Annotated in this window: 8 protein-coding genes; 1 reads left to right on the top strand and 7 read right to left on the bottom strand. The window is 44.7% G+C overall.

Annotated elements, in window-relative coordinates:
• Positions 1-79 precede the first annotated feature (79 nt).
• Positions 80-1,693: a sensor domain-containing diguanylate cyclase gene (locus tag MHH50_RS08365; protein ID WP_340034187.1), complete on the top strand. Its 1,614-nt coding sequence runs from the start codon at positions 80-82 to the stop codon at positions 1,691-1,693.
• A 62-nt stretch (positions 1,694-1,755) separates the two neighbouring features.
• Here MHH50_RS08365 and pulA read toward each other — a convergent pair whose 3' ends face one another.
• The 7 genes from pulA to MHH50_RS08330 form a co-directional block, all read right to left on the bottom strand.
• On the bottom strand, positions 1,756-4,143 hold the full coding sequence (pulA, locus tag MHH50_RS08360) for a type I pullulanase (RefSeq protein WP_340034186.1): 2,388 nt from the start codon (positions 4,141-4,143) through the stop codon (positions 1,756-1,758).
• 380 nt (positions 4,144-4,523) lie between these two features.
• Complete coding sequence (gene ptsP, locus MHH50_RS08355) at positions 4,524-6,236, bottom strand: phosphoenolpyruvate--protein phosphotransferase (protein ID WP_076126376.1); 1,713 nt, start codon at positions 6,234-6,236, stop codon at positions 4,524-4,526.
• Entirely contained in the window at positions 6,229-6,504 is a 276-nt protein-coding gene (locus MHH50_RS08350) for an HPr family phosphocarrier protein (protein ID WP_076126374.1), read from the bottom strand. Before MHH50_RS08350 ends, ptsP begins: the two co-directional genes overlap by 8 nt.
• Positions 6,505-6,602: 98 nt before the next feature.
• Positions 6,603-8,672, bottom strand: a complete 2,070-nt coding sequence (gene ptsG / locus MHH50_RS08345; protein WP_036683572.1) for a glucose-specific PTS transporter subunit IIBC — start codon at positions 8,670-8,672, stop codon at positions 6,603-6,605.
• 265 nt (positions 8,673-8,937) lie between these two features.
• Positions 8,938-9,816 carry a PRD domain-containing protein gene (locus MHH50_RS08340; RefSeq protein WP_076126370.1) on the bottom strand — a complete coding sequence of 293 codons (879 nt, stop codon included), beginning with the start codon at positions 9,814-9,816 and terminating at the stop codon, positions 8,938-8,940.
• Positions 9,817-10,227: 411 nt separating this feature from the next.
• A complete protein-coding gene (locus MHH50_RS08335) occupies positions 10,228-11,820 on the bottom strand; it encodes a flotillin family protein (protein WP_081392480.1) in 1,593 nt (530 codons plus the stop codon).
• The gene (locus tag MHH50_RS08330; protein WP_042186148.1) at positions 11,820-12,356 is read right to left on the bottom strand and encodes a hypothetical protein; all 537 of its coding nucleotides are present in this window, start codon (positions 12,354-12,356) and stop codon (positions 11,820-11,822) included. The genes MHH50_RS08335 and MHH50_RS08330 overlap by 1 nt, the downstream gene beginning before the upstream one ends.
• Between the last annotated feature and the right edge of the window lie 698 nt (positions 12,357-13,054).

Below are 13,054 nucleotides of genomic sequence, written 5' to 3'. Positions count from 1 at the left end.
GACCATAGATTGCGTTCTGCAGGTTCTACTTAAGCAGCAATAGATTTTCTTAATCATCTTATACAGGGAGAAGATGACTGTGGCAGGATTCTTTGAGTTCAAGGTAACACGCAAACTATTCTATGTCTTCGCTGCAATCTCCGTCCTTCTGGTTGGGATCAGCGTCGCCTCGCTACTCTATTTAAATTACACGATTAATAGATTGTCAGATTCTCTTTATGATGATATATATCAGAACTCTAAGCTCATACTGAGCGCGGATCGTGATCTGCATCAAGCCGCTGTAGCCTTGCAAATCGCAATGGGTCCAAACCTAACAGCCGCAGAAGGTGAACAGTTCACTAAGGAGTTTATAGATAATAATCTTCAAGCGGAGGAACGAATAAGTGTAGCAAGATCAAATATCAACGCTATAAAAAACCCTTACAGTGATATGAAACAAAGTGGAATTATCCTTTCCGAATTAAAAAACGAGCTCAGCTCCTTCGAAACTACCATTATCAAATGGAAAAATTCAGGGTATACGCTAATAACAGAACGGACGAAGAGCAGCTGGAACCCAGATTCATATTCTACACTCACCCTAAACTCGCAATTCAATGAAGCTAGGGCACATCTCGATCAAGCAGAGGACTTGATTGGCAACTACGCCTTGCAAGTAACGGATGGTTTTGAGGATAAAAAAAGCGCTTTGTTCTCTCTTTATTCACTCCTCTTATTTGTGTTTCTCTTAGTTATTATTTACCTTGGACGCAAAATCATCTGGCTCCAGAATGAAATGCTGGAAGAACAAACACTTTATCAGCTTATCGGTGAAACTATGTCTGATTTCATTATTTTGACGGATCCCAACGGGTTGATTCTATATGCTTCTCCCTCACACTCCAGTATTCTAGGTTATGTGCCTAAAAAAGGAGATCCGTTATCCAACTACATACGTGAACCGGAAATTGCCTGGGCTAAATTAAAAAGTGTTGTTCAGGGAACTCCGCGCATTTCTGAACTGCGCATGCGCGGAGCAGAAGGCCAATGGGTATGGCTTGAAACTAAGGTGTCACCTGTTCTCGGCAGCCGTAAATTCCCAGCACAATTTATGCTGTTATCTCGGGAAATTACCCAGCGAAAACAATACGAAGAACGACTACATAAGCTAGCTTTCTATGACCATTTAACAGCGATTCCCAACAGGGCTCATTTCAAAATGTATATGGAGAACCTTATCACCCAACCCGAAGGACGGAGGCAAAATATTGCGCTTGCCCTGCTGGACTGTGATAGATTCAAGCAGCTAAATGATACCTTAGGCCATCTGGCTGGAGACGAATTTCTTCAGCTGCTCTCCCGTGAACTTCAGCATACGGTTAAAGGAATAGGTCAGGCCTTCCGGATCGGCGGAGATGAGTTCGCAGTTGTACTGCATCGATTCACTTCTCCAGAGATGCTTGAAGAAACACTGCAGCGGTTACTTAAACTGTTCAACAAGTCTTGGTCTGTTGATAACGGGTCCAGCTTCCACACCTCCGCGAGCATCGGAGTCGCTTTATTTCCTGAACACGGAAGCAGTATTAATGAACTGCTGCGTGCCGCCGATTTGGCGATGTATCGCTCTAAAGACCATGGTGGCAATAAAGCCAATCTCTACTACGAGCTTGTGGACGAAGGGTTAGCTAACCAGACCATTGTAAAACCATAAGAGCAAATAAAAAGCTGTCTCAGGATAAATCAACCCTGAAACAGCTTTTTTTTGTATGGCCTCTAACTGCTTAACCGAAGATGATCTTCTGAAATTTCGTCAATCTCCTGATCACGATCCCGAACTAAGACCTTGGTTAACTCTCCATTCGTAGAACAATCAATGAAACGGTCTCCGTCTCCATCTTTTTCTTCCCAATCATTAAGCCGCAAAATATATCCGATAGTTTGGGTATCTGGCAGCACTTCGATGCGGGCTACTGCACGCCCGTTCTCCATATAACGGAAATCGCATTGTCCATCCTGGATTCCTGTATCCCAAACCCAAAGATTCCAGCCTTGGTAATTCTGATCAGGGCGTTCATAGTGTATTTCGATGATTTTAGAGCGTGGGGCTGGCTCACCACATTCATCATAAAGGACCATCATCGACAACCCTTCCACTTCTACCTCATTGCCTTCGATTCTGCGGATGGCTTCTATCCCGGCACGGGTATGGTCTACTACTACGTTCCAACTATCAGCAACCTCAGGAAGTGATACCGACATCCGGTCATTATTAGCATTGAAGACAACGGTAATATTGTTCCAGAGATCGCCTCCTGCATGGCTTCTAAGCAGATACGATACTATTCCGCCATCACAACGCAGAAATTCTAACGAGCGTTCAATTTCCTGGCGGCCATGCAGACGAAATGCCGGATGTGTGCGCCGTAGCTCGATCAGGCCTTTATAATATTGAAATACGGGCTTAAATGCGCTTTTCATATTCCAGCGGATCGAGTTGACCGCATCACCGCTGCGGTAGCTGTTATGATCTCCAAATTTACTGCGCAGGAGCTCATCTCCAGCATGCAGGAAAGGAATCCCCTGCGAGGTCAGAATAATTCCGTTAGCAAGCAAGGATCGACGTACAGTTTCATTACCGAGAATATTCTCCTGATCTACATTCACGTATGGATTGGCAAGGGCCACTGCCTCTTCCAGATCTTCGTTATCCATGTTAGCTATTACCGGAAAATCAGCTTCCTGGCTCCCTCCTTGAACGATAAGCATCTTATCCCATAAATTCAAATTATCATGGGCAGTTACATAGTTCACCGATTCCACAGGCGAGTCCGTAAACTCATGAATTGCTCCTTTAATTCCGGCTGCAATAGCACCTTCTTTGCCGTATTCGCCTGTCACGAACCCTCTTCCGAAACCATCACTATCCCCTTTGATCGCTGAACGGAAGTTATCGTTGAAAACAGCATAGCCCTTGCCCCGTTGTACGCCTTTTAGCGTTTTAGTGGCCAGCGGAGAATCTCCACCCGTCCAAGGTTCACCGTAAAGCAACAGATTCGGATTCACTTCTAGCCGAAGCTCTTCGGTAATCTCCCGCATGGTAACACTGTCCATCAGTCCCATTAGATCAAACCGGAAACCATCAATATGATATTCCGAAGCCCAATAAGATAAGGAGTCCTTAATAAATTTACGGACCATCGGACGTTCTGTAGCCAGCTCATTGCCAACCCCGGAGCCATTCGACAAACGTCCCGTAAAATCGCGGCGATAGAAATAATCTGGGACAAGCGGCTCAAAGGGGCCGTTCTCCACAGCATACGTATGGTTGTAAACGACATCCATAATTACCGCGATCCCGCGGCTGTGTATGGCCTGCACCATCTCTTTAAATTCACGAATCCGCAAGCCAGGATTGGCAGGATCGGTGCTGTAAGATCCTTCAGGTACATTATAATGCTGGGGATCATACCCCCAATTGTAGTCCACATTAGCTATGGAGGAACCCCGATTGACCACCTTCAGCTCATCCACGGTCTGAAAATCAAATACCGGCATCAGATGTACATGGGTAATCCCTAATTCAGCCAGATGATCAATCCCCACTGTATTTCCTGCCGAATCCTTTAATCCAAATTCGGTAAATGCTTTGAATTTACCCTTATAATGCATACCTGAGCTCTCATGTGAGGAGAAGTCACGAACATGCAGTTCATAAATCACTGCGTCGGCAGGATGCTGTAACGGAGGCGCTACATCCTGATCCCAATGTTCTGGATTCGTATCCTGCAAATTAACGATTGCTGATCTTAAACCATTTGCAGATACCGCTGTTGCATAAGGATCTACTGCTTCCGTCACATTGCCATCTGCAAAAACAGCACGGTACATATAATATTTCCCTTTTAGATCACCTGATAACTTGGTCTGCCAGACTCCACCATTACTACGCTGCATATATACAATACGACCATTGTCCATAGCACTCTTTGGTGACTCAGTATTCAGTTGATGCCCACCTGTTTCGTACAGTACAAGGGACACAGCAAGTGCCGTAGGTGCCCAGACTTTAAATACACTGTACTCCGTTGAATACGTCAAGCCTAAATCCTTGCCCTCGTAGACTTCCATCATCAATTCTGCATTTATATAATTTTTACTCATGAATTAACACCATCCTATGGCTCCCCACCTAACCTGTGGGGTTGCTTATAAGTCCATATATTACCAATTTATTTCATATTAATACTTGCACAGCGCTGCAAGTCAGCAAATGGAGTATAAACTTTCTATGGATCCTTACTATTATATGTACGACATATTTATAGGTTTGGGTTCCTTATCGACTTTATGCTCATTACTAATACTATCGGTATAGACATCTGCGCAATAAAGAAAATAAACAGTGAACAGTAAATGAGGTCGAATTATAGAAAATTATAGGTTAAAAAACATAAAAAAGCCGACCTCCAGCCATCGGAAGTCGGCAATAGTAGTTGGAAAAACAGTAGAACGCTAAAGCGGATTAATGCATGCGTAAAAAGTTACTTAGCGATACTTTGAACAAGCGCAGCGACTTCTTCAGCCGTGCCAAGCTGCAACGCTTTTGCAGCCAAATCCTTCATGTCGGCAGCCGACAATTTAGATATTTGACTACGCGCTGGCAAAATGGAAGTTGCACTCATGCTGAATTCGTCGAGACCAAGACCCAGTAGCAGCGGAATAGCTGTTGCGTCACCAGCCATTTCACCACACATCCCCGTCCATTTACCTTCTGCATGGGCTGCATCAATTACATTTTTGACCAAACGCAGGATGGCTGGATTGTAAGGCTGATACAGGTAAGATACCTGTTCATTCATACGGTCCGCAGCCATTGTATATTGAATAAGATCATTCGTACCGATACTGAAGAAATCAACTTCCTTAGCAAACTGGTCAGCCAGTACAGCAGTTGATGGAATCTCAACCATTATGCCAAGCTGAATGTTGTCTGATACTTCCTTACCTTCTTCCCGAAGCTTAGCTTTCTCTTCGAGCAAAAGATCACGTGCAGCACGGAATTCACCAAGCGTAGCTATCATAGGGAACATAATGCGAAGATCCCCGTGAACACTTGCTCTTAGTAATGCGCGTAATTGAGTACGGAAAATATCCTGACGATCCAGGCAAAGACGGATCGCACGGAAACCAAGGAAAGGATTCATTTCCTTCGGAAGGTCAAGATAAGGCAGCTCTTTATCGCCACCGATATCCAGGGTACGTACGACTACCGGCTTACCCTTCATGTTCTCAAGTACAGTACGGTAGGCGTTATATTGAATTTCCTCAGAAGGCAGCTTATCGCGACCCATGTAAAGGAACTCAGTGCGGTACAGACCTACACCTTCGCCACCATTCTCAATGACACCATTCACATCATTTGGTGTACCAATATTGGCAGCTAGTTCAACATGTTTACCGTCTGCTGATACTGTAGGTTCGTCGCGAAGTTTCTTCCATTCTGCGATTTGCAAATCGTAAGCTTCCTGCTTGCGAGTGTACTCTGCCACTTCAGCTTCGCTTGGATTGATCAGAACGTCTCCGTTCAGACCATCGACAATCACCAAATCGCCAGAATTCACTTCTGACAGAACCGTTTTAGTTCCAACAACCGCTGGAATTTCCAAAGAACGGGCCATAATTGCAGAGTGAGAAGTCCGTCCACCGATGTTCGTTGTGAAGCCTTTAACGAACTTACGATTAAGCTGTGCTGTATCCGATGGTGTTAGATCTTGAGCAATCACGATTACTTCTTCACTGATTTCTGCAGGACTTACATAATGAATGCCCAGCAGGTGGTTCAGCAAGCGCTTGGTAACATCACGCATATCAGCTGCACGTTCCTGCAGATAGGCACTCTTCATATTTTCAAACATCTCAATGAATTGCGTAGCCACTTCGTTTAGCGCATAGTCCGCGTTAACCGATTCCTCACGGATTTTATCAATTACAGGATTGATCAGCTCTGGGTCATCAAGAATAAGCAGATGTGATTCGAAAATCTCAGCCTTTTTCTCCCCCAGCTCTGCCAAAGTACGCTCTTTAATCGTTTGCAGCTCCACTCTTGATTTGGCGAGTGCATCATTTAACTTAGCGACTTCTGCTTCAGTATCACTGATACTTGTCTTCGTAATCGTATAATCCGGATGTTTCAGGATAAAAGCACGGGCTACTGCAATCCCTGCTGAAGCCGCGATTCCTGAAATCTTATTCATGGATTTCCCCTAGCCCTTCTTTAATCATTACTTCTTGAAGAGCGTTCAAAGCTTCTGCTTCTTCGCTTCCTTCAGTAATCAAAGACAAAGTATCTCCAGCTTCAAGACCCAATGACAATACGCCAAGAATGGATTTCAAAGTTACTTTTTTACCTTTAGCTTCTGCATATGCTTCTGTACCTTTGAATTTTGTTGCTGTATTTACCAAGGCAGTTGCTGGACGTGCGTGAATTCCATCTTCATCGACAATTCTGAATGTTTTTTGCATAATATTATCCAACTCGCTTTCTGTTATTAAAGTATTTTAAATTTATAGTGAAAGCTTCGCTTCCTTGTATGAACAAGGAAGCATCGGCCCTTGCACTTTTACTGAATCGTAATGATGTCTTGGTCTCCTATAGAAACCTTACCCGGCTTCTTCAATGTTACAGAAGAGCCTTCTGGTAAATTAGAGAAAATAACAGGTGAGATTACAGAAGGTGCATGTGCTTTTACATACTCTAAATCCACTTCCATAATCGGTTGTCCAGCCGCTACAAGATCGCCCTCTTCAACTAATACCGTGAAGCCTTGACCTTTAAGCTTAACCGTATTAACCCCAATATGAACGAGCACTTCCTTGCCTCCGTCAGACATAATACCGATGGCATGTTTGCTCGGGAACACGTTAAATACCTTACCGTAAACCGGTGAAGCAATCTTCCCATCTTCGGATAGGAACGCGAAGCCGTCGCCCGTCATTTTTTGGGAGAATACTGGATCTGGTACCTCTGTGATATCCAACAATTCACCGTTTACTGGAGATACGATATCTTCCTTGATAATCGCTTCACCAGCTTCACCTGCCTGTTGTTCTTCTTCTGGCTCTGGAGTAACCACTACTGGAGCTGCTGAAGCCGCAGGTGTCTTTCCGTTAATCACATCTTGAATCTGCGATTTAATCGTATCTGAACGTGTTCCAAAAATCGCTTGAACGTTATTACCCACTTCCAGCACACCTGATGCACCAAGTTTCTTAAGACGGTTCTTGTCTACGCCTGCCTTATCTTTAACTTCAACACGAAGGCGGGTAATACAAGCATCTAGATGAGTGATGTTTTCTTTACCACCTAGAGCGGACAAAATGTTCCGCGGTAGATCATCACCGGCTCTGGAGACAGACTCCGTATTCACTTCTTCTTCTTCATTCGTATCTTCTTCACGACCCGGTGTCATAAGATTGAATTTCCGAATTACAAACCGGAAGCCGAAGTAATAAATTAAGGCAAGGGCTAGACCTACCGGAATGACCAGCCACCAAGCTGTACGGTTCGGGATAATACCGAAGAGCACAAAATCGATAAAACCACCCGAGAATGTCATGCCGATTTTAACATCAAGAATATGCATAGTCATAAAGGACAGACCTGCAAACACAGCATGTACAGCGAACAGCAATGGAGCCACGAATAGGAACGAGAATTCGAGCGGCTCAGTAATCCCTGTCAAGAACGATGTCAATGCCGCGGAAATCATCAAACTTCCGACGATCTTTTTATTCTGAGGTTTAGCTTCATGATAGATAGCCAAAGCCGCTGCTGGAAGACCAAACATCATGAATGGATATTTACCCGTAGTAAATGTCCCTGCTGTGAAGTCTACTCCATCGCGAAGCTGCTGCATGAAGATCCGTTGGTCACCACGTACCAATTCTCCAGCTTTATCAACGTAGGTACCAAATTCATACCAGAATGGAGAGTAGAAAATGTGATGCAGTCCAAAAGGAATGAGCGAACGTTCGATCGTTCCGAAGATAAACGCTGCAAGCGTTTTGTTCGTATCAATCATACTTTGTGACACATAGTTCAGACCATGTTGAATAGGTGGCCATACTATTGTCAGTAACAAGCCCAAGATTAGAGCTGTTACCGCCGTCATGATCGGTACGAAACGTTTACCTGCGAAGAAACCCAGGTAAGAAGGAAGCTCAATTTTGAAGAATCGCTTGTACATGGCCGAAGCCAATATACCGACGAGTATACCTCCAAACACCCCTGTTTGCAGTGTTGGAATCCCTAATACGCTGGCATACGAGAAGTCGCCTTGGCTCAGGACGTAATCATTAACACCAATAACTGTACCCATCGTAATGTTCATTACGAGGAAACCGATAATGGCAGCTAGACCCGCAACACCTTCACCGCCGGCTAAACCTATCGCAACCCCCACCGCGAAGAGTAAGGCTAGATTATCAAATACAATTTGTCCTGAGTTCATCAATACGTTGGCAACAGCCTGAACAACATGGTTCTCCAGTGCTGGAACATATTGCAGGAAGTCTGGGTTTACCAGCATGTTTCCTATTCCAAGAAGCAAACCTGCCGCAGGCAGAATAGCTACTGGAAGCATCAGAGCTTTACCAACTCTTTGTAAAACACCAAACAACTTTTTAAACATTTAGGTTACTCCTTTCATTAATTTCACTAAAACAGATGCCAAAAAAGGCATGAGCAACACAGTATAGAAGTTGTAATCTAACGCTATCGTTAGATTGCCCCAAGAAGGGGGTTAACAACCAAAATACTGTAATTCACTCATGCCTGATCGAATCAGTTACACGCTCGATATTCTGTTTTGTTGATGACAGTGAACATTGTAGCATCGTTTTTTTTAAGTGGCAAGCGTTTTTTTTGAAACCATGATTTGTTACAACTTTTGCACTTTAAGGAGCTTCACCATTCTTGTCCATATCTTGTTCGTCCACTTTTTTCTGGGCAATACGCTGCAGGTGAATCGTCAAATAACTCACCTCAGCTTGATACACGGGAATTCGCACACGCTGTTCGATAATTTTTGTTAATTTCCAAGCCAACGAATACATCTCAGGATACTCCCGTTTCATGAGTCCATCCAGGGTTGAGGTCTCTTGTACCGCCTCTCCACGGCGTAATCTTTCTAGAACGAATCGCAGATGGGTTACCAGTCTTGAGTAATCAAGTGAATCACGTGGGATTCGATAGTCCAGATAATTCTCGACTAACCCAACCAGCTCTCCAATCAAGAGAGAATGTTGTCTAACCTCGGAAATTTGCCTATTACTAAGTGCGCTGACAATATGAAGAGCCACAAAACCTATCTCATCCACCGGCAATTCCACGCCCATAGCCTCATTGATCCTTCCAATCGCATATTCTGCCATCTTATATTCCTCAGGATAAATCTCCTTAGTTTCATACAAAAATGGATTATGAATTGGGATATCTTGTTCAAAACGACGGATAGCAAAGGAAATATGGTCGGTAAGTGCAATGTGAATATGCTCATTAAGCGGCTGACGGCTACAATGCATAATATGTAATACTATTTCTTGAACGACCTCAATCAACTTCTCATCCACTTGGGGAAGAAGCTGTTTATATTGTTCCTGCTCCTCCTGGCTGCGAAGAATAAACATCTTCTCCACGGAGGATAGATTAATCTGATCCCGCAGCTTGCGGTTAAACCCTATCCCTTTACCGATAACTACAACCTCGGAATATTGAGGATGCTGGGCAATGATAACGTTGTTATTCAACACCTTCGCCACTGTTATGCTACTCATTTTTGACACCTCTTTTATTTCTAAACACCTAACTTCCAGCAGCATACGCAATAAGAAATCGTACGATGAATACAAGCTTTGCTACCATCATAACACCAAGAATTGCATATTAGAAGAACACTCTGTGTCCTTACTAAGCTAGTAGATCAGAGTGAACAGCCTTAAAGGCTTTTATTTTACCTGAAAAAATCTTTAAACACCAGTGAAAGCGTCGATGTCTATATATACAATAATTCCCACGGGATGCCGATAAGCTATAAAGCTTCATCAAAAATCACCTGTAAACGCATGAGCTTTTTATCATGTTGTCTAATTTAGATCAAAACAGATCAAAACATAAAGATTAAGGTATGACCAGCAGCTTTGCCAGTCATACCTTAAGTAAATTAAAACCATATAAATTGCATTAAACTATTTTTCCTTTTGTTCAGGCACAGAAGTTAAAGTCTCGCTGGCTGTACTAGATGTTGCTGATGGCTGAATATAAGTTGCAGGTGTAGCTGGTGCAACAGGTGCGACTGGTGTAACTGATGCTCCTTTGCTTCCGGAAGCTTTAGAGGTCAACCCCTTGATCAGTGCCTCTACATCAATCCCTGAGACGCTCTTCAACATCTCTGGAGCGGTGGACATTAGCTGAGTCACATAATTGCTGACCCGGGCTGCACCTTCCCCGTTACCGGTATCTACAACGGTAAGTTTATCAATAGATGCCAGCGGCTTCGCAATTTGGCCAGCCAAATCAGGCAGCATTTTGACGATGATATCGAGCACCGCTGCTTCGCCGAATTTCTGGAAAGCTTCCGCCAGTTTCTCTTTGGCTTCTGCTTCCGCTAGACCACGCAACCGGATAACCTCAGCATCCGCTGTACCTTTAGCCAGCTCTGCATCCGCCATCGCTTGACCTTCAAGACGCTTCTGCTCAGATGTCGCTTTAGCTTGCGTTTCAATACTATATTGCAAGGCATCTGCCTCACGCATTCTCTTCGCCTTATCGGCTTCCGCCGCTTGCTCTACTGCATAACGATCCGCTTCTGCTTTTTTCTTCACTTCAGCATCATACTGCTTCTCGCGAACTTGAATTTCTTTGGCTTGCAAATCGATTTCACGTTCCTTACGTACCAGCTCAACCTTCATCTGTTCTTCAACAACGGTCTGCTTTGCACGTGCCTCTTGAATATGATAAGCCTGATCGGCTTCCGCTTTCGCTGTATCCTGATCCCGTTTAAACGCAGCCACCTTAAGCTGGTTTTCCTTGGAGGCTTCGGCAATATTCGTATCCCGCAGCAGCTCAGCTTTTTGCCCTTGCTCTTCTGCGTTTGCCTTTTGAATTCTCGCATCCCGCACTGCTTCTGCTTCAGCGATCTCTGCATCCCGCTTCACAGCAGCTATCCGCGGTTTACCCAGTGCCTCTAGATATCCATGTTTGTCTCGCACATCCTTGATGGTAAAGGAAACAATTTGCAGACCCATTTTCTTAAGATCACGTGCCGCCACGCCTTGAACCTCTTGCGCAAAGCGGTCACGGTTACGATATACTTCCTCAACGGTCATCGAACCGAGAATGGCCCGCAGATGACCTTCAAGAACTTCTTGTGCTTCGCTCTTCAGTGCTTCAATCGGTTTGCCCATAAATTGCTCAGCAGCTGTCGCCACATCTTCCGTTGAGCTACCCACTTTAATGATCGCTACGCCGTCGGCAATAACCGGAACCCCTTGTTCGGTGTATACTTCCGGGGTCGTCACATCGAGTTTATGAGAAAGAAGCGACATAAATTCAGCCTTCTGAAAGACTGGGAGTATAAAGGCCCCGCCCCCGCGTACAATCTTTATTTTACGACCAGAACCATCGTCTGAAATATGATTTTTCCCCAAGAACGACCCCGTTACGATCATCCCTTCATCGGGTCCAACCGTTTTGTAACGTGCCCAGAATGCGATACCTAGCACAAACAAGACAGCAACGACAACAGCAGGGACTAACAAATACTCAGGAATACCGAACATTAAAGATCCACTCCTCTTCTCTTTTCGAATTCTGACACCAATGCAACGCCTTCTCTAACCTCCACTACAACAACTTTAATCCCTGCCGGAAGCAGCTCATGATCAAAGCTTGCTGCCGTATGCAGGCTATTGCCGGCGCCAAACTTTACCATAATCTCACCATAACCAGTGGCGGGAACAGGAATTGTGATTTCCCCGATCTTGCCAGGCAGATCACTCATTGAGAAACCATTGGACATTTCGCTTTTTTCCATGGGCTTAACCACCCCTAGATACATAAGTACTCCCAAAAAAGCGGCGGCTAACAAAGACAAAGCAATGATCGCCCCAGCTTCCAGAGCGCTGTACCGGGTTAGAAGAATGCCCGCTCCGCCGAACACGGTTATTCCTCCAGCCAGTACGGTGGGATTCAGAAAATCTACGGATACGAAATCAAAGACCCCATGCAAGGCATCTCCGATCACATCGCCCACCAGGACGCTGACTATGGCAAATATGACGCCTAGCGCCAAGCAGCCTAAATACAGCGTTTGCATTTTTGTTTCCTCCTGTCTTCAATCAGGACTGTCATATTACATTAAACGTACAAAGTAGGTCCTTGGTTTCACAATCTTTGGATATTCACCCAAATAAGTTCCATTCAGAGGATAAGCATGCTCACATTGGCACTATTTTATTACATGTGCTGGGGCTGTCCTAAAGGCCGTTCAATAGTTGCTGAGGCGCTGATTTTTGTTGGTAACACTCTCGCGCGTATGAAGAGGCTATGCTGCTTTCGCGCCTCGGCCTATCGGACTCAGCAGACCCTATTCGACGATTTTTCCGACATTTGGTATGCTATCGGACCGCATAGCCCCTATTGGCATGAAAACCAGCAAATATAAGACCATTTCGAAGCAATAGTGCCTCTGGTGTCCGACATCTTGCTCAAAAGGCTGAAAATTCGCATATAGCGTCAGCTGGGTCCGTAGGGTAGGCGTGTATTGGTAGAGGAATCAGTCGTGAGGAGATCTTACAAACCCTAGTTGGTTGGGTAACACTCTCGCGCGTTTGAAGAGGCTATGCTGCTTACGCACCTCGGCCCATCGGACTCAGCAGACCCTATTCGCCGATTTATCCGACATTTGGTATGCTATCGGACCGCATAGTCCCTATTGGCATGAAAAACAACAAATATGAGGCTATTTCGAAGCAATAGTGTCTCTGGTGAAGCTAGAATAAAAAGTGGACAGTA

This window comes from Paenibacillus sp. FSL H3-0302, assembly GCF_037982245.1.
Taxonomy (GTDB): domain Bacteria; phylum Bacillota; class Bacilli; order Paenibacillales; family Paenibacillaceae; genus Paenibacillus_AQ; species Paenibacillus_AQ odorifer.
The sequence above is the reverse complement of the archived record's forward strand: the minus strand, read 5'-3'. Positions and strand labels throughout refer to the sequence as shown.

Bases quoted from the DNA above. Each gene is read 5' to 3' on its own strand.
- pulA (WP_340034186.1), bottom strand. From the start codon at position 4,143: ATGAGTAAAAATTATATAAATGCAGAATTGATGATGGAAGTCTACGAG.
- ptsP (WP_076126376.1), bottom strand. From the start codon at position 6,236: ATGAATAAGATTTCAGGAATCGCGGCTTCAGCAGGGATTGCAGTAGCC.
- MHH50_RS08350 (WP_076126374.1), bottom strand. From the start codon at position 6,504: ATGCAAAAAACATTCAGAATTGTCGATGAAGATGGAATTCACGCACGT.
- ptsG (WP_036683572.1), bottom strand. From the start codon at position 8,672: ATGTTTAAAAAGTTGTTTGGTGTTTTACAAAGAGTTGGTAAAGCTCTG.
- MHH50_RS08340 (WP_076126370.1), bottom strand. From the start codon at position 9,816: ATGAGTAGCATAACAGTGGCGAAGGTGTTGAATAACAACGTTATCATT.
- MHH50_RS08335 (WP_081392480.1), bottom strand. From the start codon at position 11,820: ATGTTCGGTATTCCTGAGTATTTGTTAGTCCCTGCTGTTGTCGTTGCT.
- MHH50_RS08330 (WP_042186148.1), bottom strand. From the start codon at position 12,356: ATGCAAACGCTGTATTTAGGCTGCTTGGCGCTAGGCGTCATATTTGCC.